At 73.4% G+C, this 22,310-nt stretch carries 18 protein-coding genes and 1 pseudogene; 8 read left to right on the top strand and 11 right to left on the bottom strand.

The window, feature by feature from the left end; genetic code table 11:
• Nucleotides 1–10 precede the first annotated feature (10 nt).
• The 4 genes from ACIP2X_RS13795 to ACIP2X_RS13780 form a co-directional block, all read right to left on the bottom strand.
• Complete coding sequence (locus ACIP2X_RS13795) at nt 11–2,920, bottom strand: ATP-binding protein (protein ID WP_401671684.1); 2,910 nt, start codon at nt 2,918–2,920, stop codon at nt 11–13.
• A 182-nt stretch (nt 2,921–3,102) separates the two neighbouring features.
• A complete protein-coding gene (locus ACIP2X_RS13790) occupies nt 3,103–4,110 on the bottom strand; it encodes a (-)-alpha-amorphene synthase (RefSeq protein ID WP_401671682.1) in 1,008 nt (335 codons plus the stop codon).
• A gap of 28 nt (nt 4,111–4,138) precedes the next feature.
• Nucleotides 4,139–5,533 carry a cytochrome P450 gene (locus ACIP2X_RS13785; RefSeq protein ID WP_401671680.1) on the bottom strand — a complete coding sequence of 465 codons (1,395 nt, stop codon included), beginning with the start codon at nt 5,531–5,533 and terminating at the stop codon, nt 4,139–4,141.
• A gap of 249 nt (nt 5,534–5,782) precedes the next feature.
• Nucleotides 5,783–6,358 (bottom strand): TetR/AcrR family transcriptional regulator, encoded by a 576-nt coding sequence (locus tag ACIP2X_RS13780; RefSeq protein WP_401671678.1) that lies wholly within the window; start codon nt 6,356–6,358, stop codon nt 5,783–5,785.
• Nucleotides 6,359–6,635: 277 nt separating this feature from the next.
• Between ACIP2X_RS13780 and ACIP2X_RS13775 the strand changes: the two genes are divergently transcribed.
• The 4 genes from ACIP2X_RS13775 to ACIP2X_RS13760 are packed head-to-tail and all read left to right on the top strand — an operon-like array spanning nt 6,636 to nt 11,422.
• Nucleotides 6,636–7,208: a (2Fe-2S)-binding protein gene (locus ACIP2X_RS13775; protein WP_401671676.1), complete on the top strand. Its 573-nt coding sequence runs from the start codon at nt 6,636–6,638 to the stop codon at nt 7,206–7,208.
• Complete coding sequence (locus tag ACIP2X_RS13770) at nt 7,205–8,200, top strand: FAD binding domain-containing protein (RefSeq protein WP_401671674.1); 996 nt, start codon at nt 7,205–7,207, stop codon at nt 8,198–8,200. The genes ACIP2X_RS13775 and ACIP2X_RS13770 overlap by 4 nt, the downstream gene beginning before the upstream one ends.
• Complete coding sequence (locus tag ACIP2X_RS13765) at nt 8,197–10,314, top strand: xanthine dehydrogenase family protein molybdopterin-binding subunit (protein ID WP_401671671.1); 2,118 nt, start codon at nt 8,197–8,199, stop codon at nt 10,312–10,314. Before ACIP2X_RS13770 ends, ACIP2X_RS13765 begins: the two co-directional genes overlap by 4 nt.
• Nucleotides 10,307–11,422, top strand: coding sequence for an XdhC family protein (locus tag ACIP2X_RS13760; protein ID WP_401671668.1), 1,116 nt, complete (start codon nt 10,307–10,309; stop codon nt 11,420–11,422). The genes ACIP2X_RS13765 and ACIP2X_RS13760 overlap by 8 nt, the downstream gene beginning before the upstream one ends.
• 50 nt (nt 11,423–11,472) lie before the next feature.
• Here the strand turns inward: ACIP2X_RS13760 and ACIP2X_RS13755 are convergent, their stop codons facing one another.
• Nucleotides 11,473–11,859, bottom strand: coding sequence for a DUF5997 family protein (locus ACIP2X_RS13755; RefSeq protein ID WP_401671665.1), 387 nt, complete (start codon nt 11,857–11,859; stop codon nt 11,473–11,475).
• A 58-nt stretch (nt 11,860–11,917) separates the two neighbouring features.
• Between ACIP2X_RS13755 and ACIP2X_RS13750 the strand changes: the two genes are divergently transcribed.
• Nucleotides 11,918–12,727, top strand: coding sequence for a LysR family substrate-binding domain-containing protein (locus ACIP2X_RS13750; RefSeq protein WP_401671663.1), 810 nt, complete (start codon nt 11,918–11,920; stop codon nt 12,725–12,727).
• An 8-nt stretch (nt 12,728–12,735) separates the two neighbouring features.
• Here the strand turns inward: ACIP2X_RS13750 and ACIP2X_RS13745 are convergent, their stop codons facing one another.
• Entirely contained in the window at nt 12,736–13,431 is a 696-nt protein-coding gene (locus ACIP2X_RS13745) for an HAD family hydrolase (RefSeq protein ID WP_401671661.1), read from the bottom strand.
• 4 nt (nt 13,432–13,435) lie between these two features.
• Nucleotides 13,436–13,928 (bottom strand): annotated as a pseudogene (locus ACIP2X_RS13740) (Lrp/AsnC family transcriptional regulator).
• A gap of 255 nt (nt 13,929–14,183) precedes the next feature.
• On the opposite strand from ACIP2X_RS13740, the gene ACIP2X_RS13735 reads away from it, so the two are divergent.
• On the top strand, nt 14,184–15,680 hold the full coding sequence (locus tag ACIP2X_RS13735; RefSeq protein WP_401671659.1) for an FUSC family protein: 1,497 nt from the start codon (nt 14,184–14,186) through the stop codon (nt 15,678–15,680).
• 110 nt (nt 15,681–15,790) lie between these two features.
• On the top strand, nt 15,791–16,810 hold the full coding sequence (locus tag ACIP2X_RS13730) for a lactonase family protein (protein ID WP_401671656.1): 1,020 nt from the start codon (nt 15,791–15,793) through the stop codon (nt 16,808–16,810).
• 76 nt (nt 16,811–16,886) lie between these two features.
• Here the strand turns inward: ACIP2X_RS13730 and ACIP2X_RS13725 are convergent, their stop codons facing one another.
• The 4 genes from ACIP2X_RS13725 to ACIP2X_RS13710 all read right to left on the bottom strand — a co-directional run bounded on the left by ACIP2X_RS13725 (nt 16,887) and on the right by ACIP2X_RS13710 (nt 20,891).
• On the bottom strand, nt 16,887–17,810 hold the full coding sequence (locus tag ACIP2X_RS13725) for a sirohydrochlorin chelatase (protein ID WP_401671654.1): 924 nt from the start codon (nt 17,808–17,810) through the stop codon (nt 16,887–16,889).
• 178 nt (nt 17,811–17,988) lie between these two features.
• Entirely contained in the window at nt 17,989–18,996 is a 1,008-nt protein-coding gene (locus tag ACIP2X_RS13720) for an N-acetylglucosamine kinase (protein WP_401671652.1), read from the bottom strand.
• Nucleotides 18,993–19,670, bottom strand: coding sequence for a uracil-DNA glycosylase (locus ACIP2X_RS13715; RefSeq protein WP_401671651.1), 678 nt, complete (start codon nt 19,668–19,670; stop codon nt 18,993–18,995). Before ACIP2X_RS13715 ends, ACIP2X_RS13720 begins: the two co-directional genes overlap by 4 nt.
• An 81-nt stretch (nt 19,671–19,751) precedes the next feature.
• Nucleotides 19,752–20,891, bottom strand: a complete 1,140-nt coding sequence (locus tag ACIP2X_RS13710) for a WD40/YVTN/BNR-like repeat-containing protein (protein WP_401671649.1) — start codon at nt 20,889–20,891, stop codon at nt 19,752–19,754.
• Nucleotides 20,892–21,082: 191 nt separating this feature from the next.
• Between ACIP2X_RS13710 and ACIP2X_RS13705 the strand changes: the two genes are divergently transcribed.
• Nucleotides 21,083–21,667, top strand: coding sequence for a hypothetical protein (locus tag ACIP2X_RS13705; RefSeq protein WP_401671646.1), 585 nt, complete (start codon nt 21,083–21,085; stop codon nt 21,665–21,667).
• Nucleotides 21,668–22,310: the final 643 nt, after the last annotated feature.

Below are 22,310 nucleotides of genomic sequence, written 5' to 3'. Positions count from 1 at the left end.
AGGCGCGGGGTCACGACCGCTGCCGGGGAAACGTCTCCAACGCCCGTGCCAGCCCGGCCGCGTCCGTCCCCACCTTGCGGTACACCAGGGACAGCAACTGCCGAACCCCCTGCTCGGTGAGCCGCAGCTCCTTGGCCACGACCGCCACCGGCTTGCCCAGCGCGGTCAGCTCGGCGGCACGGCGTTCCTGTGCCGAGAGGGTGTCCGTCTGGGCGTAGCGAAGGGGCAGGGGGCGCAGACCGGCGGCGGAGAGCTCGTCCCGCGCACGCGCGGCCAGGGCCTCAGCGCCGCAGTGCACGGCCCCTTCCAGTCCCTGGTACAGCCGGTCGGCGGCCTCCTGCACCCGGCCGTTGCGGGAGAGTGCGGCACCATGACCGACCAGTGCCCGCGCGAGTTCGTACGCCGCGGGCGACCGCTGGAGTGCGTCCACGGCCTCGGCGTACAGGTCCAGTGCGGCAGGCCCACCGGTCACCTCCGCCTCGGTGTGGAGCGCCTGCCCGATGGTCGAGGCCGCGCCGAAGTCCCGGGCCCGCTTGACCGCGTCACGGGCCAGCCCGACCGCCCGTTCCGGCGTGGACGGCGCGACGGCGTGGGCCAGGTTCAGCTGCCAGGGACACCAGGCGGGGTTGCGCCACGCCCGTGTCTCCAGGCGTTCCCCGACGGCGGTCAGCAGACGTTCCGCCTCCGCGTGCCGGCCCTCCGCCAGGAGCAGTTCGGAGTAGACCGTGCGCGGATCCGGGTAGATGACGGCGTTCGGGACGACGTCGCCGTAGTGGTACGCGTCGGCGAGTGCGCGGGCGTCGGCGGTGCGGCCACGGGCCAGCAGCGTCTGGATGAGGATGCCGATGGCGAACCACTGAGCGGGTACGGCGCCCTCCACCCGCTCGGCGGTGCGCAGGCCCTCCTTCACCCAGTGCTCCGCCTCGGTGAGCAGCCCTCGCCGGTAGCGGATGTAGCCGAACAGGGTCTGGCCGACGGCCAGGTGGGAGCCGCGCCAGCCCTTGCGCGCGCACTCGGCCATGCCCTTGGTGAAGAGCTCTTCGGCGCGCCCCGGCTGGTCGCCGTACATGAACACGAGGGCGACCGAGACGGGTACTTCGAAGCCGCGGTTCTCCTCGGTCCAGCTCATGCCGTCGCGCAGGGCTTCCTCGGCGCAGGTGAGAGCGGTGTGCCTGGGCTCGCCACGGACCAGCGCGTCCCAGCCCCGCAGCCCCAGGATGTAGCGCTCCTCCAGGCCCCGGCCGGTCAGATGGTCGGCGAGCCGTGCCAGCCTGCGGGAGCGGGCGGGGGAGTCGGGTTCGTCGGCGCGGAACATGCTCCACACGAAGTGATCCGCCTGCATGCGCCATTTGACCCGCGCGTTGGTGGCCTGACGCGCCTCCTGCTCGGCCACGGCGGCCGCCTCCGCCATCTGGTCCGTGTGGGCGAGCGCCTGGGTGAGGCGGTAGACGATGGAGGCACGCAGGTCGGGCGGGATCCCCGGCTCGGTGAGCGCCTCCCGGAGATGCCTGACCGTGGCCGTGGGCTCGATCAGGAAGGTGGAGCAGGCGAGATCATGGAGGAGTGCGGCACGATCCTCCGCCTCGGGCGGCTCCTGCAGTGCCCGGGCGAGCAGCCGCCGGGCGGCCTCGGGGGCACCGGCGCGAAGGTACTCGCGGGCCGCCTCCCAGAGACAGGTGACCGCTTCGGCGTTGCTCTCGCAGGGCACTTCGAGCAGGTGCCGGGCCGCGGCGGTGGGGCCGAGTCCGGCGGCACGGACCGCGACCGCGGCCGCGTTGTGCATGCCGGCCCGGAACCGGGGGCGGATCGACCGGTAGACGGTGGTGGCGATCAGCGGGTGCACGAACTCCAGGCCGCCGCCCGGCCCGTGGCCCTCGGCCAGGATGCGCGCCGCGCGCAACTGCTCGGTGGCCTCGGTGGCCTCCTCGCTGCCGATGCACGCGATCGTGGCGGCGATGTCCGGTGAGAACGGGGCGCCCAGCACGGCGCCTGCCTCGGCGAAGTGGACGGCGCTCGTGCTGAGCCCTCCGAGGCGTTCGATGAGGCCCGGCCCTTTGACCGCCGTCGCGAGATCCCGCATGACCGACAGGTCGTCCGTCGTGCCTTTCAGCTGTCGCTCACCGAGCCTGATCGCCAGTTCCACCGCCTCGAAGGGACTTCCGCTCGTGACTTCCCAGCATTCGTCGCAGAAGCCGTCGTCGGCCCCTTCGCCCAGCTCGTCGCGCACGATCCGCGCCACGGCGGCGCGGGTGAGCGGTGCCAGCGAGTAGGGGCGAATCCCCTGGCTCGTCACGAGAGCGCGGAAGGGGGCGGCCTCGGGCGGCAGTTCGTGGGGCCGGTAGGCGACGACTACGAGCAGCGGGAGGCCCTCGGCACGGGCGGCGAAGGAGGTGAGCCAGCCTAGGGACTCGATGTCGGCCCAGTGCAGGTCGTCCAGGAGCACGACCACGGGTGCCATCGTCACCGTCAGCCGCGTCATGACCCAGTCGAGACCGTCGCGCACGCCGGCCGGATCGGGCATCTGGTCGGTCTCCGTCGCCTCCAGCCCGAGGGCCACCGCGACGATGTCGTACCAGCTCCCGAGGAAGGTGCGGAGCTGCTGCCGCTCCATGGTCGCGAGAGCGGGCTGAACGAGCTGGCGCACCACGTGGAACGCCAGCTCGTGTTCGTTCTCGCCGCCTCTGCCCGAGAGCACGGTGAACCCGTGTGCGACGGCCCGGGCGCGTGCCTCCGCGAGCAGCCTGGTCTTGCCCATGCCCGCGGGGGCGGTGAAGGCGAGCAGTCTCCCCGGCCCCTGATGCGGGGTGCCGTCGGCGGCACCGCGAAGCTCCGACAACGCGGCTTCGAGCCCTTGCAGTTCCCGGTCGCGCTCGAACAATGACCGGGGCTCCGTGATCGGTTGTCGCGACACTGGCGCCATGTGCGCTACCGCTTCCTGTCATTGATCCTCGGAGGACAGAGCCGAGAGTACGCGCCGGTCCACGCTCCGTGGCCGAATCCAGGTTTGAGGATGACAGGTAAGGGTGAATCGGGCGGCGGCATGGTTTGATTGTCAGTTCTTCGGGTAAAGCTCTTCGGTCCTCGGTATTGAGCCGGTGGACCTCATGGAGCCACACGCGCCACGGCCGCGTCCTCGTACCGCGGGACGGTCCGCGACCAGTGGTAGCAGCCACGGATCCAGCCGATCATGCCTTCCACGTAGCCGGCGCCCGCAGGGCTCAACTCCGGTGCGATCCTCGCGTGCAGTTCCTCGAACTCACGAATGGTGTCGTTGATCTGCCGTACGGCCAGTGCGACCGCCGTCGGCAAGGAGCACCGTTGCGCGCGCTGATGGGCCAGGGCCAGATTGATCAACCCGCCGGCGCGCTGCTCCTTCACCGTGGAGAACAGGTCGGCCGTCCACACGGCCGCGTCGACCGACAGCCGCGTCATGCGCTCCATCACCGGATGGTGCAGTTCCTCGCCGCTCAGCTCGCGGGACTGCGCGGCCTCGTAGAGCGGGTAGAAGGGTTCGACGCCCGCGGTGAGGGACCGTACGGTCGTGCAGACACCGGTCGACACGGGTGCGGAGTCCGTCTGGGCCACGGATTCGTGCAGCAGACCGTGTGCGTACTCGCGACTCCGCCAGCTCCACCGGGCCGCCTGCGCGGGGGTGCACCGCTCCTGGACCTGGCGGCGGAGGTCGGTGAGCGCGGCGCCCAGGGGAGTGCTGGGGGCCCGGCCGTCCCGCAGAATTCCGATGGCCTCGCTCAGCATGGGCAGCAACCGGCCCGGACGTCGGCGTCCGACTTCTTCGGCTCGGTCGTCGAAGACGAATTGATAGGCGATCTGATTCGCCACGATCTGGAGAATGTCGCGGTCCACCGCCGGGCTGTTGTAGGACGCGAGCTGGGCGGGCCGTGTGCGGACGATCATATCCGCCACGGCCGGATCGTCGGTCAGTCCCCATGCGCTCAGCCAGGCGTCGACTCCGGCCGCGACATCGTCCTCATGTGGATTGCTGAGAAACGGGAAGGGCATGTAGAGGGACGCGTCTATCAGGTCCTTGAGCGTGCCTCGGGAAAGTTCGCCGTACGTCCTGGTCGGGATCTTCTGGCGTACTGCGGGCATCTTTGTCACCTGCCGTTCGGAAGTCCTGTCATGCCTGACGTGGCTCGCAGATCATCACCAGGGACCGCGGACCCAATGTCACCGCCGGACGCGGCCGCCTCTCCCGCCCCGGTACCGGCCGCAGACGCCAGCGGGCGGCCACCGCCGCGACCCCCACCATCGCCTCCGCGACGGCGAACCGGTCGCCGATGCACTTGCGGTTGCCCGCGGCGAAGGGCAGCATCGCGCCCTTCGGGACGGCCGACTGCCGCTCCGGCAGCCAGCGTTCGGGAAGGAACCGTTCGGGCTCGGGGAAGGACGCCGCGTCGTGGTGCAGCAGATAGGGGCTGTACAGCACCATCGCTCCGCGCGGCAGCCGCCGCCCACCGAGCTCCGTCTCGCGCGTGGTGATCCGGGTGAACAGCCAGCCGGGCGGCCGCGCCCGCAGGGTCTCGGTGACCACGCACCGGGTGTACTCCAGCCGCGTCAGCTCCTCGTGACCCGGCGCCCGCCCGTCGGGGAGCACCGCGTCGACCTCGCGGTGCAGCGCGCGCTCCGCCTCGGGGTTCACCGCCAGCAGGCCGAACGCCGAGGCCAGGCACATCGCCGTGGTCTCCACGCCGGTGAGCAGGAGGGTGAGGACCTGGTCGTGGATCTCCTGGTCGGTGATGCCGGGGAGTGCCTCCCCGTTCCCGTCCGGGGCGTCGTGGTCCGTGCCCTCCCGGGCGGCGAGCAGCGTGCCCAGGAGGTCCTCACGCGGCGGAGCCGCGCGACGCTCCGCGATGATCGCGTCGATCAGTCCGTGCAGCCGGCGCAGCGCGTCCCGGTAGCGCCGGTTCGCGGGCGTGGGGACGCGGAAGACGGCGTCGACCGGCACGACGGTGCGGACGAACAGGCCCCGCACCACGGCGGCTAGACAGTCCCGCACGACCGCCGACCGCTCGGCGTCCAGCGACCCGGAGAACAGCACCCGGCTGGTCACCCGCGTCGTCAGGGTCATCATCGCCGCCGTCACGTCCACCGCCTCGCCCGCCCGCCATCCACGGCACAGCGCGCCGGCCTCCTCGGCCATCAGCGCGGTGTACGCGGCGATCCTGGACGGCTGGAAGCCGGGTTGCAGGAGCGTGCGCTGGCGGCGGTGCTCGGACTGGGGGCAGGTGACGATGCCGTTGCCCATGAGCGCGCCGAGCCGGTCGTACTGCGTGCCGCCCTTGTCGAAGGTGTGCGGGTCCAAGAGCATCCGGTGGACCAGCCGTGGATCGCAGAGCATCCAGGCGCGCTGCGGACCGAGGCGTAACTCGACCAGATCCCCTTGTGCGGGAAGGGAATTCAGAAAGTCGAGCGGGCGCCGGAACAAGGCAATAGCATGACTGACGGGCGGGAATATGCCTGGTGCAGTACCCACTCTCGATAGTCGCGTCGGATCGGTCACGGCACCGCTCATCGAATACCCCCTGCCTCAGCCGGCACACGGAATGCCGATGACTGCTCACCGGCCCCGCTCTTGAATCCTTGTTCTGCCCAGTGCAACCCGGGACCGGGCCGGCGAATGCCTTTTTCCGGGGGCGCACGGGAGCACAAAGAAGCGCCGGTGAACGGCAGTTGATATCGCTTGCACGAAACGACTATTGACTTCCGCGAAATGCGGTGGACCGCCGGCGGGCCGAGGTACTCGCCCGCGGCGCGGGGGGCCTCAGCGCCCCGGAGCCCCTGCCCGCAGTCCGTCCATCACGAGGTCCAGCAGCCGGGTGGCACGCGTCTGCCAGTCGGTGTGGGGGTCGAGCTGCCAGAGGCCGGAGATGGCGAGGGTGAAGTCGTCCGCGGTCACGCCCGGGCGGATGGTGCCGGCCTCCTGGCCGGCGCGCAGCAGGAGGTCGGCGGCGGCGATCACGGGGGTGGGGCCGGGCTTCTGCGCCCCCGACGAGCCGATGGCCTGCCGGATCGCCTCCGCCAGACCCGCCTTGGTCATGGCGAAGCGGGCGAGGTGGTCCATCCACGCCCGCAGCGCCTCGTCCGGCTCCCGGCTCTCCAGCAGCTCGGTCGCGCTGTCGGCGACGTGCTGCATCTCGTGCCGGTAGATCTCCAGTACCAGCGCCTCGCGGTTCGGGAAGTTCCGGTAGAACGTGCCCTGCCCCACGCCCGCCTTCTTGGCGATCGTGCTCAGGGGGGCGTTCGCGCAACGGGTCAGTTCCGCCACCGCGACCTCCAGGATGCGTTCGCGGTTGCGCTGGGCGTCCGAGCGCTGGGGCCCTGCCTGATTCTCCTGCACTCGTCCTCCCCACGGGCCGTGCGCCGAGCCCGGTCTTGCTAAGCGGACAACTGTCCGTTACGTTGGATGAGAATGGACAGCTGTCCGGTTGACACCACCATAGCGGCGAGCGAGCGGTTTTCGCCATGTACAGCGCCCTTTGCGGCGCCCTCCGCCCAGCTCCGACCCCCCACCTCCGACCCCCGTCTTCGCCGGTCTCCCCGCCCTCGCCTCCGATGTTCCACCTCGTCCGTTCTTCCTCGTCCGCGTGCCTCGGATACGTGAAAGAAGGCTGATCATGGCCCCCTCGACGTCCAGCGCCATTACCTTGAACATCAATGGCGAGAAATATCCGCTGTCCGTCGACCACCGCACCACGCTGCTCGACGCACTGCGCGAGCGCCTCGATCTGACCGGTACGAAAAAGGGCTGTGACCAGGGTCAATGCGGTGCCTGCACCGTCCTGGTCGACGGTCGCCGGACCGTGTCCTGCCTGCAACTGGCGGTGGCCGCCGACGGGCGGGAGGTCACCACCATCGAGGGCGTGGCCGACGGTGACCGGCTGCACCCGGTGCAGCAGGCGTTCCTCGACCTCGACGGCTTCCAGTGCGGCTACTGCACACCCGGACAGATCTGCTCGGCGATCGCCGTCATCGAGGAGCACGCGGCCGGCTGGCCGAGCGCGGTCACCGACGACGTACGTCCCGAAGCGGGTCCCCCACCCCTGACGCCTGAGGAGATCCGCGAGCGGATGAGCGGCAACCTGTGCCGCTGCGCCGCCTACGTCTCGATCGTCCAGGCCGTCGGCCGCGCGGCCGACGAGCACCACGCGTCCGACGTGCGCCACGAGACCGAGGAGGCGGCGGCATGAGGGAGTTCGGCTACGAGCGCGCCTTCGACGTCTCCGGGGCCGTCGCGCTGCTCGGCGACGACCCGGACGCCCGCTTCCTCGGCGGCGGCACCAACCTCGTCGACCTGATGAAGACCGGCGTCGAGCGGCCCGCCCGGCTCGTCGACGTGCGTGAGCTGCCCCTCGACCGGATCGAGCCGGCCGAGGACGGCGGACTGCGCATCGGCGCCACCGTCACCAACAGCGACCTCGCCGCCCACCCCGAGATCCGCCGCCGCTACCCGCTGCTCACGCAGGCGGTGCTGGCCGGCGCCTCGGGGCAACTGCGCAACATGGCCACCGTCGGCGGCAACCTGCTCCAGCGCACCCGCTGCGGCTACTTCGCCGACGTGACCCAGCCCTGCAACAAGCGCGTCCCCGGCAGCGGCTGCCCCGCCATCGCGGGCGAGCACCACAACCACGCCATCCTGGGCGCCTCCGACGCCTGCGTGGCCACCCACCCCTCCGACATGGCGGTGGCGCTCATCGCCCTGGACGCGGTCGTCTCCTACGAAACGGCGGACGGACCCGGGGAGTTGCCGCTCGCCGAGTTCTACCGGCCGGTCGGCGACACCCCGCACCTGGAGACCACTCTGCCGCCGGGCGCGCTGATCACCGCCGTCACCCTGCCGCCCGCCCCGGTCGCCGCCCGCTCCCGCTACCGCAAGGTGCGTGAGCGTGCCTCGTACGCCTTCGCGATCGGCTCCGTCGCCGCCGCGCTGGACGTCGAGGACGGGACCGTACGAGAGGTGCGCCTCGCGTTCGGCGCCGTCGCCTCCCGGCCGTGGCGGGCGCGCCGGGCCGAGGAACTGCTGACCGGAGCCCCCGCCGACGCCGCGACCTTCGCCGCCGCGGCGGACGCCGAACTGGCCGCGGCCCGGCCGCTCCCGCACAACCGATACAAGGTGACCCTCATGCGCAACCTCGTGGTGGCCGTGCTGACCGAACTCGCCGAGGAGGCCGACGCCCGATGACCACCGTCACCCGCCCGACGTCCTCCGTCGGAACCCCCCACACCCGTATCGAGGGCCGGGACAAGGTCACCGGCGCCGCCCGCTACGCGGGGGAGATCCCCTTCGCCGAACTCGCCCACGGCTGGCTGGCGTTGTCCACGGTCGCCCGTGGCCGCGTCGGTGCCCTGGAGACCGACCGCGTCCTCGCCATGCCCGGCGTCCTCACGGTGCTGCACCACGGCAACGCGCCACGCCTCGACACCGACCACGTCGGCCTCCTGGGCGTCCCGCCCGACCCGTCGGCCGCGCTCTTCCAGAGCGACCGGGTGCCGCACGCCGGCTGGCCGGTGGCGCTGGTCGTCGCCGAGACCTCGGAGCAGGCCCGGGAGGCCGCCGAGGCACTGGTCGTGCACTACGAGCAGGAGCCGCACGAGGTCGTCTTCGCCGCCGACCACCCCGGCGCCCTGCCGCTGGACGGCCACATGCCGGCGGTGACCGAGAAGGGCGAGCTGGAGGCCGAACTCGCCGCGTCCGCGGTCGTCGTCGACGCCGAGTACACCACGCCGGAAGAGCACCACAGCCCGATGGAGCCGCACGCGACGACCGCCCGCTGGGACGGCGGACGGCTCGACGTCTTCGACTCCAACCAGGGCGCCACCTGGGTCCAGGACAGCATCGCGAAGATCTTCTCCCTCGACCCGGGCGCGGTACGGGTCCGCTCCGAGCACGTCGGCGGCGGCTTCGGCAGCAAGGGCGTCCGAGCCCACCAGGTGGCCGCCGTGATGGCCGCCACCGCCCTCCAGCGCCCGGTCCGGGTCGTGCTGACCCGCCGTCAGATGTTCACGCTGGCCGGCCACCGCAGCCCCACCACGCAGCGTCTGCGGCTCGGCGCGGACGCCGACGGACGACTGCGGGCCCTGGAGCACCGCTCCCTCAACCACACGTCGACGGTGTTCGACTACGTCGAGCCCAGCGCCGGCGTGGCCCGCGTGATGTACGACGCCGACGCCCACCGCACGGCCAACGAGGTCGTACGGCTCGACGTGCCGACCCCGACCTGGATGCGTGCGCCGGGCGAGGCGCCGGGCGCGTTCGCGCTGGAGTCGGCGCTGGACGAGCTCGCCGAGAAGTGCGGCATCGACCCCATCGCCCTGCGCGCCCGCAACGAGCCCACGGCCGGACCCGTCTCCGGACTGCCCTTCAGCAGCCGCAACCTGCTCGCCTGCTTCGAGGAGGGCGCACGCCGCTTCGGCTGGGCGGACCGCGACCCGCGTCCCGGTGTCCGCCGGGACGGACGCTGGCTGATCGGCACCGGTACGGCGGCGTCCTCCTTCTTCGCCGGGGCCGCGCCCTCTACGGCCTCGATCACGGCCGAGGCGGACGGCACCTTCACGGTGCGCACCGCCGCCGCGGACATCGGCACCGGAGCCCGTACGGCACTGACCCTGGTCGCCGCGGACGCGCTGGAGGTGCCGCCGGACCGGATCCGGGTACGGATCGCCGACAGCGACTTCGGACCGGCGATGATCGCCGGCGGTTCGATGGGCACCCGGTCCTGGGCCTGGTCGATCACCGTGGCCGCCGGGGAACTCCGCGAGCGGCTCGCCCTGGGCGCGGACATCCCGCCGGAGGGCATCACCGTCCGGTCCGACACCACCGCGGCCCTGGGCGCCCTGTCGGCCAAGGAACGGCACTCCTTCGGGGCGCAGTTCGCCGAGGTCGCCGTGGACGTCACCACCGGCGAGGTACGGGTCCGGCGGATGCTCGGCATCTTCGCCGCGGGCCGGATCGTCAACCCGCTGACCGCGCGCAACCAGCTCGTCGGCGGCATGATCTGGGGCATCTCCATGGCCCTGCACGAGGAGGCCGTCCGGGACCGGGCCTCCGGTGCCAACGTCGGCGCCGACCTCGCCGGTTACCACGTCGCCGCCCACGCCGACGTGCCCCCCGTCGAGGCGGACTGGGTGGACGACCCCGACCCCGACGACCCCGTCGGCATCAAGGGCATCGGCGAGATCGGCATCGTCGGCGCCGCGGCCGCGGTCGCCAACGCGGTCTGGCACGCGACCGGCGTACGCCACCGCAACCTGCCCATCCGGCCCGACCGTGTCCTGCGGGCGGCCACCGATGCTTGACATCGCGGGCGAACTCGCGGACTGGGTGGCGCAGGGCCGGGACTTCGCCGTGGCCACGGTCATCTCCGCCAGCGGCAGCGCCCCGCGTGCCCCCGGTGCCGCCCTGGCCGTCGACACGGAGGGCGCGGTCATCGGCTCGGTCTCCGGCGGCTGCGTCGAGGGAGCGGTGTACGACCTGTGCGTCCAGTCCCTCCAGGACGGCGAGACGGTCGTCGAACGATTCGGCTACAGCGACGAGGACGCCTTCGCCGTGGGCCTGACGTGCGGCGGCGCGATCGAGGTCCTGGTCACGCCGGTCACCCGTGAGTCACGGCTCCTCCGGGACGCGCTGGCGGCCGCGTCCCGGGGCGGGACGGTGGCGCTGGCGCGGGTGACGCAGGGCCCCGAGGAACTGCTCGGCAGCCCGCTGCTGGTCCACGCCGACGGTACGTACGAGACGGAGGCGCCCCGCGAGGGGCGCGGGGCACCGGACGCGGCACAGCGCACCCGTGCCGTGACCGAGGCCCACGCCATGCTGACCGAGGGCCGCACCGGCACGCTCGAACTCGACGGGCTCACCCTGTTCGTGGAGTCCGAGGTGCCCGCACCCCGCATGATCGTCTTCGGTGCGATCGACTTCGCGGCCGCCCTCGTCCGCACCGGCAAACTCCTCGGCTACCACGTCACCCTCTGCGACGCCCGCGCGGTCTTCGCCACCCGCGCCCGCTTCCCCGAGGCCGACGAGATCGTCGTGGACTGGCCGCACCGCTACCTCCGGCGGACCCGGACCGACGGGCGCACGGTCCTGTGCGTCCTCACGCACGACGCCAAGTTCGACGTACCGCTGCTCACCGAGGCTCTGCGGCTGCCGGTCGCGTACGTCGGCGCGATGGGGTCCCGTCGCACCCACGAGGACCGCGAGCGGCGGCTGCGCGAAGCAGGGCTCGGGGAGCGGGAGTTGGCCAGGCTGCGCTCACCGATCGGCCTGGACCTCGGCGCCCGTACGCCCGAGGAGACCGCCGTGTCGATCGCCGCCGAGATCATCGCGGCCCGGCAGGGCGGCACGGGCCTGCCGCTGACCGGCTCGGGCACCCCGATCCACCGGAAGGGGGCCGCCGTGGCCGCGTAGCGCGGCGACGGCGGATCACCACCGGCGACGCCCGGCAGGGGCGGGAGGCTTCAGGAGTCCTCGGCCTGAGCCTTCCGCTCCTTCAGCCGGGCCGCTTCCTTGCGCACCTCGGCCTGCGTGGCCTGCTCCTTCTCCAGCCACTCGGGACGTTCCTGCCTCAGCGCCTCGATCTGCTCGGTGGTGAGCGGCTCGGTCATCCCGCCGCGCGCCAGGCCCGCGATGGAGACGCCCAGCCTGGCCGCGACCACCGGCCGCGGGTGCGGGCCGTTGCGCCGCAGCTCCCGCAGCCACTCGGGCGGGTCGGTCTGCAGCTCGTCCAGCTCGGCGCGCGAGACCACGCCCTCCTGGAACTCGGCGGGGGTGGCGGGGAGGTACACACCCAGCTTCTTCGCCGCGGTCGAGGGCTTCATCGTCTGGGTGGTCTGGTGCGACTTCATGCACTCCAGACTATCCGCCGGATACGAGACATCCGACCACAGCCGGTAACCTGGCGGCGTGACAGGCACGGAAGCACCCTCCACGTTCCGGCTCGCGTACGTCCCTGGGGCGACACCCGGCAAGTGGGTGCGGATCTGGAACGAGCGCCTGCCCGACGTCTCCCTCTCCCTCCTCCCCGTGGCGGCCGCCGAGGCATCCGATGTGTTGCGTGACGGGGGCGCCGACGCCGGGATCGTCCGGCTGCCCGTGGACCGTACGGTCTTCAGCGCGATCCCCCTCTACACCGAGACGACGGTCGTCGTGGTCCCCAAGGACCACCTGATCACGGCGGCGGACGAGGTGACCGTCGAGGACCTCGCCGACGAGGTCGTCCTCCACCCCCTCGACGACGTGCTCGGCTGGGAGCGGCCGCCGGGGGAGCCCGCCTTCGAGCGCCCCGCCACCACCGCCGACGCCGTCGAACTCGTCGCCGCGGGCATCGGCGTCCTCGCCGTCCCCCAGTCCCTGGCCCGCCTCCACCACCGCAAGGACCTCACCTACCGGCCGCTGGTGGACGCGCCCCGGTCGGGCGTTGCCCTGTCCTGGCCGGAGGACGCGCACACCGACCTGGTCGAGGACTTCATCGGCATCGTGCGCGGCCGGACGGTGAACAGCACCCGCGGCCGCACCCAGCCGGAGACCGGTCCGAACGACAGGCGCGGCGCCGAGGCGAGCCGCAAGCCGGCGGCGAAGCAGTCCTCACGGTCCGGCACCGCCAAGGGCGCTTCCCAGGGCGGCGCCAAGGGCGGCGGCAAAGGCGGCACCAAGGGCAGCGGCAAGGGCACTGCCCAGAGCGCCCGCCGCGGCAAGCCCCGACGCCGTTCCTAGCGCCTCGGTCAGCGGGTGCGGGCCGTGCGGGTGAGCCAGTCGTACGCCGCCTGTGCCGTGAACTCCGCCTGCCCGCCGCGCACCAGCAGCCCGGCCGTCGCGAACTCCGGGCCGTCCGCCTGGCCGGCGACATAAGGCAGGGCGATGCAGCGCATGCCGGCCGCGTGGGCTGCGGCCACGCCCGGGGCGGCGTCCTCGACGACCACGCAGTCGGCGGGATCGGCCCCGAGGCGGCGGGCGGCCTCCAGGAACACGTCGGGAGCGGGCTTGCCGTGGGCGACCTCGTCGGCGGAGACCAGGGTGCGCAGGGTGCCGTCCAGGCCCGTACCGGCCAGCACCGCCGTGATGGCCTCAGGTGCGGAACCCGAGGCCACGGCCATCGGGACGCCGTCGGCGGCCAGCAGTTCCACGAACTTCCGCATCTGCGGGTAGGCCTGCGTGGAGGCGCGGGCGAGTGCGAGGTAGCGCCGGTTCTTGGCGGCGAGCAACTCGGCCACCGGGGCGCGCAGCCCGTAGCGTCCGCGCCAGTCGACGATCGTGTCCAGGGTGCTGATGCCGATGTACCGCTCGTGGTCGGCCCAGGTGTACTCCGGCACGCCGTGCTCGGCGAGGGTGAGCCGGCCGGCCTCGTAGTAGTTCGGCTCGCTGTCCACGAGCGTTCCGTCGAGATCGAAGATGACCGAGAGGCCCGCGAGATTGCTCATGGGGTCATGATGGCAAGGCCGGTCTGCGGGCCGTCCGCCCGATCGACTGGACCAGCGGCAGCAGCCGGTGCGGGACGCGTTCGCGCAGCGCCACCTCGGTGCGGGTGCGGACCACGCCCGGCATGCTGATCAGCTTCTGGATCACGTCCTCGAGGTGCGCGTTGTCGCGGGCCACCACCCGCGTGAGCAGATCACCGCCGCCCGTGATCGAGAAGGCCTCGACGATCTCCGGTACGGCGGCCAGCGCGTCACCCACCTCGTCGAGGTGGCCCTGAGTGACCTCGACGTGGACGAAGGCCAGTACCGGGTGGCCGAGCGCGGCGGCGGAGAGCGCCGGGGCCGGTACCGGTGATCACACCGTCCCGCTCCAGCCGGTCAAGGCGGGCCTGGAGGGTGCCGCGGGCGACACCGAGAATGCGGGCGTACTCGCGCACGCTGGTGCGCGGCTGCTCCAGCAGCAGGCGCAGGATGCGGGTGTCCAGCTCGTCCACGGCCATGGTGCCCGGCCTCCTCCGTCGATCGTCGCCGACTGTACCAATGGTCCAACCGCCGACTTCTTGAGCCCGCCCTCCGACGTGGGCCGTTGGCCTCGGAGCGACTCGGCGGCGGTGGCCGCGACTGGGCCAATGGCCCAGGGGAGCGTGGCCGACTTGAGCCACTGGCGGTAGAGATGCTGTCATGGGGGAGTCGATGGCGCTGCGGATCTCCGCGGCGCCTTTTTCATGCCGATGCGAGGCAGGGGGCGGGAAGCAGTGCTGAAGAGGGTGTTCATGGCGCCGGACCCCGGGCGGGCGCGACTGCGCTTCGCCGCGCGGGCCGTGCTCGGCATCGGCCTCGCGGTCGTGGTCTGCGGGCTCGCCGGTCACTCCCTCGTCGGCGCCGTCACCGGGGGACTGGCCGCGCTCCTCGCCCTGTTCACCGTCACGGACGCCACCGTGCGCGGGCAGGCCGTCACCACCGCGCTGCTGCCGGCCGTCGGGCTGCCGGTCCTTGCCGCCGCGGCCGTACTGCACGACCGTCCCGTCGCCCGTGACCTGGCCTTCCTCGCCGTGGTCGGCCTCGGCGTGTACGCCCGCCGCTGGGGACCGCGCGGACACAGCCTGGGCGTCTTCGCCTTCATGACCTTCTTCATCGCGCAGTTCCTGCGGGCCACCCCCGACCGCCTGCCCGAGCTGGCAGCCGCCGTCCTGCTGTCCGTGCTCAGCGCGTCCGCGGTGCGCTTCGGGCTGTGGTGCTACGAGCGCCGGACGCCCCCGGCGCCCGCCGCCGCCCCGGCGGGCGGCTCGGGGCTCTCCAGGATCACCACCCGGCAGGCGGTCCAGGCGACCGCCGGCGCGGGCTTCGCGCTCGTCGTGGGCCAGGCCGTGTCGGCGGAGCGCTGGTACTGGGCCGTCGGCGCCACCTGGTGGATCTTCGTGAACACCACGTCACGCGGCGAGACCCTGGTCCGCGGCTTCCGCCGCGTCCTCGGCACCGTGCTGGGGATCGGCCTCGGCCTGCTGATCGCCGTCCCGCTGGACGGCGCCCCGGTGCCCTCGGCCGTGCTCCTCGCGGCCTGCGTGTTCGGCATCTTCTACGCGGCCGCCGTGTCCTACACCTGGATGATGCTCTGCGTCACCGTGCTCGCCGAGCTGCTCTACGGCCTGCTGGACCTGCTCCACCCCGCCCTGCTCGCCGTCCGCCTCGCCGAGACCGGCATCGGGGCGCTGGGTGCCGTGCTGGCCGTGCTCTTCGTGCTGCCGGTCACCACCCACACGGTGAACAACGCCTGGATCCGGCGGGCCCTGCGCTGCGTCCACGCCTGTACCGCCGAGGCCGCCGCCCGTCTCGCGGGCGACCACACCGCCGACCCGGCACCGCGGGTGGCGGAACTGGAGCAGCTCCTCGGCCGGGTCCGGCTGGCCCTGGCACCACTCGTCCACCCGCTCAACCCCATGCGGGGCCGCAAGCGGCGGGCCCGGCAGGTCATCGCCCTGCTGGACGACTGCGCCCGCGAGATCCGCGGCCTCGTCGCCGTCGCCGCCGACCCGGAGGCCTCCCACGACGCCCGCCTGACCGCCGCCTGCTGGCGCGCGCAGGCCGCGGTGGAGGCCCTCACGGACGGTACGGCGGGCAGTGCCGCCTCCCTCGCGCCCGCACCGCACGCGCACGAGGGTGCCCTCGCGCATCTGCACGGACTGGAACGCGCCCTGTCCGAACTCGCCGCCCCCCTGCGCGCGCCGTCGGGCTCGCCGCTGGTCGGGGCCTGACGGCCGGACCGCGCTCCCCTCCGTCCGCCCGCTCGCGCACCTTGGTCTAGACCGATGGGGATCAGCTGCTAGCGTCGCCCGCGACACCCGGCAATCGAGAGGGGACAGCGGTGGCGGACGGCGGGCGGGCGTTCATCGGGTCGTTCACGGCGGCGGGCGGCCCCGGCGTGGTGACCGCGGCGGTGGACGCCGCGAGCGGTGCTCTGAAGGTGCTGGGCAGCCTGAACGGCGTGCCGGACCCCTCTTACCTCGCCCTCTCGGCCGGCGGGGACACCCTCTACGCGGTCAGTGAGACGACCGACGGCGCGGTCGCGGCCTACCGTGTCACCGGCGCCGTGCCCGAACCTGCCGGCCGCCCCGTCCCGGTCGGTGACGGACCCACCCACCTCAGCGTCGTCGCCGGTCACGTGCTGACGGCCAACTACGGCTCCGGCAGTGTCACCGCCGTGCCGCTGCGGCCCGACGGCACCCTCGGCGCGGCCCCGTCCGCCGTGCTGCGGCACTCCGGCTCCGGCCCCCACACCCTGCGCCAGCGCCGCCCGCACGCCCACCAGGTGCAGGGCGACCCGAGCGGACGCTGGGTCGTCACCGTCGACCTGGGCACGGACTCCGTGCGCGTGTGCACGCTGACGGACGGCGGTCTCGCTCTGCACCGGGAGACCGCGCTGCGACCCGGCTCCGGCCCGCGCCACCTGGCCTTCCATCCCGACGGCGACCGCGTCTACGTGCTGAACGAGCTGAGCCCGACCGTCACCGTCTGCCGCTGGGACGCCTCGAACGGTTCGCTGGAGCCGCTGACCGAGACACCGGTCCTGCGCGGCGCCCCGGCGGGGGACGCCTACCCGTCGGGCATCGTCGCCTCCGCCGACGGCCGCTTCGTGTGGACCGCGACGCGCGGGGAGGACGTGCTGTCGGTGTTCGCGGTCGGGGGGGAGGAGCTGCGGCTGACCGGGACGGTGCCGTGCGGAGGTCACTGGCCGCGGGCGATCGCCGTCTCGGGCGGTCACCTGTACGTGGCGAACGAGCGCTCCGGCGACGTGACCTGGTTCGCCCTCGACGCGGACACGGGGCTCCCCGCGCGGGCCGGCTCGGTGGCCGTGCCCGCGGCGTCCTGCGTGGTGTTCGGCTGACCGTCGCCGCCGAAGCCGGGGGCCCGCTCCGACATCCGGAGCGGGCCCACCATCGGTACGGCTGTCGTGCGCCGGCTCAGCGCACCGGCGCACCCTGCGGCTGCTGCGGGGAGATGCCCAGCGCCGTCGTGTACTTGGCCAGTGCCAGCTTGCCGATCGCCGGGTAGGGGCCGAGCGCCTCGGCGGCGGCGCAGCCCACCTCGGCCGCGGCCTCCTCGACCAGACCCGGGTCGATCTCGGGGCCGATCAGATACGGGGCGAGCGCCAGCTGCTGCGAGCCCGAGGAGCGCAGCTGCTCGGCGACGGACGAGATCGAGCCCTCCTGGTCCAGGGCCGCCGCAATCACCGGCACGGCGAGCCGCGCGGCGAGCAGCATGCCGGTGATACCGGCCGCCTGCACGGCCTCCTCGCCGCCCACGGAGGCCAGGATGATGCCGTCCGCGGCCGTCGCCACGGTGAACAGCCGGGCGCGGTCGGCGCGGGCCAGGCCGGCCTCCGACAGGCGCACGTGCAGCGCCTCGGCGAGCAGCGGGTGCGGGCCGAGGACGTCGGTCAGCTCCGCGGCGATCCGGCTGTCCATCACGGCCTGACGGATGTGGCGCAGCAGCGCGCCGTCCGGGCCGGCGAGCAGCGGCACCACGACGGCGACGGGACCGTCGGGCTCCTTGACGTCCATCCCCGCGGCCCGCGCCTGCTCGTAGCGGGCGGTGCGCTCCTCGGCGGCATGCGTGAGCACGGCCTGCAGGGTGGGGAACTCCGAGCCGTCCCCGTCGACGTAGCCGATCCGGGCGTCCAGGCCGGGGAGCTCGGAGCGGGCGATGCTCACGACCTCCTCGGCGAGGCCGCGCGTGGCGGCGCTGGGCGTGCCGGGGACCGCGAGGACGAGCGCGGGCGCGCCCTCGGGAGCCGCCAGCGGCTCGGGTCGGCGGTGCCGCCCGGGCTGGCGGGGTCGCGGCATTCGTACTGGCAGGCCGGACGCGGGTCCAGTGGGGGAGCTCATGGCGCCGCATGTTACTGGCTTACTGGGCTCCCCTGTTCGGGGAGGGTGCAGGTGAGCGGTATCCGTCCTGTTTTGTCTGATGAGTTACGTCCGAATGGGGAGTGATCAGCGGGTTTCCGTGCGGCGGGCGACGGTGTGTGCAGGACGAAAGGGGGATGGACGGGGGCAACTCGGAGGATCAGTCCTGCTGCGCGGTCACCACGTACAGCATCTTTTCGTCACGCGGCAGGCCGAGCGCTCCGGTCGCCAGGTCGGTCGCGATCCGCACCGAACCGTGCAGCGGATCACCCTCGGCCGCCACCCGCCGTGCCCGCGGCAGCCGCGCGGACAGCTCCTCGCCCAGCGGCCCGAGGAGCGGCGTGCCGATCTTGAACAGGCCGCCGGTGAAGGCCACTTGGGGCTCGCCCTCGGCCGGGCAGACGGCGCGTGCGGAATCGGCCATGTGACCCGCCGCCGCGCGCAGCACGTCCACGGCGACCGGGTCGCCCTCGCGGGCGCAGTCCGCGACCCGGGGGGCGAAGGAGGCCAGGACGGCGGGGCGGTCCGGGCGTGGGTACAGCTTGCCGGGCAGCGCCGGCACCGGGCCGAACAACTCCTCGGCGCACCGGAGCAGTCGGGCCGAGCCGCCCTCCCGTCCGTCGTGCGCCCGCAACGCGGCCTCCAGCCCGGCCCGCCCGATCCAGGCGCCACCGCCGCAGTCACCCAGCAGATGCCCCCAGCCGTCCGCCCTTCGCCAGCGCGTGAGGTCGGTGCCCACGGCGATCAGTCCCGTGCCGGCGGCGACGACGGCACCCGGCCGTGACCCCAGCGCGCCCGCGTAGGCGGTGACCGCGTCGGCGGCGAGGGCCACCGCCCGGATCCCGCACTCGCGGCGCAGGGCACCGGGCAACTCGGCCCGCAGGGCGTCACCGAGCGTGCCGAATCCGGCGGCGCCGACAGCGGCGGTGCCGAGTGCGGGGAGCCCGGCCTCGGCCATCGAGGACCGCACCAGGGGCACGAGTTGCTCCATCAGATGCCCGGCGTCGATGCCCCGGTCACCCGTCCGCACCGGTACCGGGGACTCACGCACGGCGAGCGGCCCCCGTACGACGTCCCCGACGACCACACGGAGTCCGGAGCCGCCGGAGTCGACGGCGAGGAAGCCGCCGTCGCCCACGGATGCGCCGCCGCGCCGCTCGCCCGTCACGGCAGACGCCAGTCCACCGGCTGACCCCCCTGGCGCATCAGCAGGTCGTTGGCGCGGCTGAACGGGCGTGAGCCGAAGAAGCCGCGGTCGGCCGACATGGGGGAGGGGTGCGCGGACTCCACCGAGGGCAGATCGCCGAGCAGCGGGCGCAGATTGCGGGCGTCACGCCCCCACAGGATCGACACCAGCGGCTTGCCGCGCGCGGCCAGCGCGCGGATGGCCTGTTCGGTGACCTCCTCCCAGCCCTTGCCTCGGTGCGCGGCCGGACGCCTCGGGGCCGTGGTGAGCGCCCTGTTGAGCAGCAGCACGCCCTGCTCGGTCCACGGGGTCAGATCGCCGTTCGCGGGCTCGGGCAGCCCCAGGTCGGTGTTCAGCTCCCGGTAGATGTTGATCAGGCTGCCGGGCAGCGGGCGCACCTCGGGCGCGACGGAGAAGGACAGGCCCACCGCATGGCCCGGAGTCGGATACGGGTCCTGCCCGACGATAAGGACGCGTACCTCGTCGAAGGGCTGCTGGAAGGCCCGCAGGACATTCTTCCCGGCCGGGAGATAGGTGCGTCCCGCGGCGATCTCCGCGCGCAGGAAGTCACCCATCTCCGCGATCCGTCCGGCCACGGGTTCCAGGGCCTGCGCCCAGCCCGCCTCGACGATTTCATTCAAGGGTCGTGGTGCCACGGCGTCACCCTACTGCCGTACAGGCGGCGGCGATCAACCTATGGCCGACGCGGCACGACCCCGTTCCCCCCGGTCGCCTCATCAGATCACCGCGGCCCGCACACAGAGCACGTCCGGCAGATGCGACGCCAACTGCCGCCAGCTGTCGCCGTCGTCGGCCGACGCGAAGACCTCGCCGTTGCGGTTGCCGAAGTAGACGCCCGCCGGGTCCGCGTCGTCGGTGCACAGGGCGTCGCGCAGCACGGTGCCGTAGTGGTCCTCCTGGGGGAGGCCCGCCGTCAGCGGTTCCCACGACTTGCCCGCGTCCGCCGTGCGGAAGACCCGGCAGCGCCGGTCCGCGGGCACCCGGTCGGAGTCGGCGGTGATCGGGAAGACGTACGCCGCCTCCGCGCGGTGCGGATGGGCCGCGGCGGCGAAACCGAACGTCGACGGCAGGCCCTCGCCGATGTCGGTCCAGTGCGCGCCCGCGTCGTCGCTGCGGTAGACGCCCCAGTGGTTCTGCAGATACAGCCGGTCCGGAGTCCCCGCGTCCTGCGTGACCTTGTGCACGCACTGGCCGAACTCGGGGTTCGGATCCGGCAGGAACACCGCCGCGACACCGGAGTTGGAGGGGGCCCAGGTCTCGCCGCCGTCCGTCGTGCGGAACACGCCGGCCGCCGACACCGCGACCGTGACCGACTTCGGGTCGCGCGGGTCGGTGACCACGGTGTGCAGGCCCTCGCCGCCGCCGCCCGGCTCCCACCGCGCCCGCGTGGGGTGCTCCCACAGGGGACGGATCAGTTCGAACGTCTCTCCTCTGTCCTGCGAGCGGTACAACGCGGCGGGTTCCGTGCCCGCGTAGACCACGTCCGGTTCCGCGGCGGCCGGGTGCAGCTGCCACACGCGCTCCAGGGAGGCGCCGGTGTCCTTGGGGAACTTCACGGCCGGCTGCGCCGGTTCGGCCCATGTCCGGCCCAGGTCGTCGGAGTGGAACACCGACGGCCCCCAGTGCGCGCTGTCGCCCCCGGCCAGCAGTCGCGGGGTCGCGGCGCGCGTGTCGATGGCCACCGAGTAGACGGCCTGGGCGTTGAAGTAGGGGCTTTCGTCGAACTCCCAGGCGCTACCGCGCCGGCGCCCGATGAAGAGGCCTTTTCGTGTACCTACGGCGAGCAGTACTTCGGTCATGCCGATCACCTCCGCGACGTCTTTGTCCCAGACATCGGCCAGTCTGCACCCCAGCACTGACAGTGACCCCCGGATCCCGCAGCGTCGCAGGTCAGCACGGTGTCGCCGGACGGACGCGAGACGTGCGCGCGGTCGGTCGCCCCCCCGGCCTCGCGCGTCGGGACCCGGGCCGTGAGCAACGGCGGGCCGTGCGCCGTATGGGAGTGCGGCCGGGGGAGGTTCGCGCGCTCACGAGGAGGAAGCCTGCGATGGCGTTCGCTGGTCCGAGGGTGTGTCTGTGGCGCTGGCGGCGGAACCCGCTCAGGCGCCGCTCCGACCGGGTGGAGGCCTGGGTCCTGCTCGTCGGCTGGGCGCTCGGCGTGCCGGCCGGCGTGCTCGTCGGTCTGACGGTGAGCGGGACCGTCGAGGCGGAACTGGCCCGCGAGCGCGTCGAGTGGCGCCCGGTGCAGGCACGGCTGACCGAGCCGGTGCCCGGATCGTCCCTCGCGCGCTCGGGGGTGCCTGGCATCGAACGGGTGTGGGCCGAGGTCCACTGGTCCGCGCCGGACGGTTCCGACCGGCGCGGTCAGGCCAGGGTGCGGTCCGGCAGCCCCGCCGGCGCCCCCGTCACCGTGTGGACCGACCGGCAGGGCCGCCTGGTCGCCGAGCCGACCACCCCGTCCGAGGCCCGCGTCCGGGCCGTCCTGACCGGCACCTTCGTGGGCGCCGCGGCCGCCGCCCTGCCGCTCGCCGGCGGCCGCCTGCTGCGCCTCCGGCTGGAACGCGAGCGCCTGGAACAGTGGGAGACCGACTGGGCCCGCTTCGACGCGCGGTGGCGCCGCAGAGCGAGCTGACATCGGCCTGCCGCCGGATCCGGGCGCGCACTGCGAGCCGGCCGGCCGGGGCGGGCCCGAGCGCGCCCCGGGCGGGCACGGACGGGACGCGCGGGCCGCGTCCCCGTCGGACCGGCCGGGCGCCGACAGCGCCATCGCACCGGCAGTCCCGTCGCGCCGGAAGGCCGGTTCGGGCAGGCAGTCCCTGTCACGCCCGACGAACGGACGGACACCGGGTGCGCTGTCGTGCCGAAAGGCCGGACGGGGCACCGGCGGCCCCGTCGGGCCGGACGACCGGACGGGACACCGGGCGCGCCGTCACGCGGGAAGAGCGAATCGGGCAGGCGGTCCCCGTCCCGCCCGATGACCGGACAGACCCCGGCAACGTCGTTACGACCGACGACCGGACAGGACCCGGCAACACGGTCACGCCCGGACGCCGGATGGGGCACCGGGGGTCCCCGTCACGCCCGATGACCGGACAGACCCTGGCAACGTCGTTACGACCGACGACCGGACAGGACCCGGCGGCACGGTCACGCCCGGACGCCGGATGGGGCGCCGACGGTCCCCGTCCCGCCAGACGACCGGACAGGACCCCGGCAGCACCGTCACGCCCCGGACGCCCGACACCAGCAGTCCCGTCCCGCTCGCCCACCCGGCA

Source organism: Streptomyces sp. NPDC089424 (assembly GCF_044749345.1).
Classification (GTDB): Bacteria; Actinomycetota; Actinomycetes; order Streptomycetales; family Streptomycetaceae; genus Streptomyces.
The sequence above is the reverse complement of the archived record's forward strand: the minus strand, read 5'-3'. Positions and strand labels throughout refer to the sequence as shown.

What these genes read in the sequence shown, in the direction of transcription:
- ACIP2X_RS13790 (WP_401671682.1), bottom strand. Translation starts at nt 4,110, where the DNA reads ATGCCCGCAGTACGCCAGAAGATCCCGACCAGGACGTACGGCGAACTT.
- ACIP2X_RS13775 (WP_401671676.1), top strand. Translation starts at nt 6,636, where the DNA reads ATGGCCCCCTCGACGTCCAGCGCCATTACCTTGAACATCAATGGCGAG.
- ACIP2X_RS13770 (WP_401671674.1), top strand. Translation starts at nt 7,205, where the DNA reads ATGAGGGAGTTCGGCTACGAGCGCGCCTTCGACGTCTCCGGGGCCGTC.
- ACIP2X_RS13745 (WP_401671661.1), bottom strand. Translation starts at nt 13,431, where the DNA reads ATGAGCAATCTCGCGGGCCTCTCGGTCATCTTCGATCTCGACGGAACG.
- ACIP2X_RS13795 (WP_401671684.1), bottom strand. Translation starts at nt 2,920, where the DNA reads ATGGCGCCAGTGTCGCGACAACCGATCACGGAGCCCCGGTCATTGTTC.
- ACIP2X_RS13785 (WP_401671680.1), bottom strand. Translation starts at nt 5,533, where the DNA reads ATGAGCGGTGCCGTGACCGATCCGACGCGACTATCGAGAGTGGGTACT.
- ACIP2X_RS13760 (WP_401671668.1), top strand. Translation starts at nt 10,307, where the DNA reads ATGCTTGACATCGCGGGCGAACTCGCGGACTGGGTGGCGCAGGGCCGG.
- ACIP2X_RS13725 (WP_401671654.1), bottom strand. Translation starts at nt 17,810, where the DNA reads ATGAGCTCCCCCACTGGACCCGCGTCCGGCCTGCCAGTACGAATGCCG.
- ACIP2X_RS13755 (WP_401671665.1), bottom strand. Translation starts at nt 11,859, where the DNA reads ATGAAGTCGCACCAGACCACCCAGACGATGAAGCCCTCGACCGCGGCG.
- ACIP2X_RS13705 (WP_401671646.1), top strand. Translation starts at nt 21,083, where the DNA reads ATGGCGTTCGCTGGTCCGAGGGTGTGTCTGTGGCGCTGGCGGCGGAAC.
- ACIP2X_RS13765 (WP_401671671.1), top strand. Translation starts at nt 8,197, where the DNA reads ATGACCACCGTCACCCGCCCGACGTCCTCCGTCGGAACCCCCCACACC.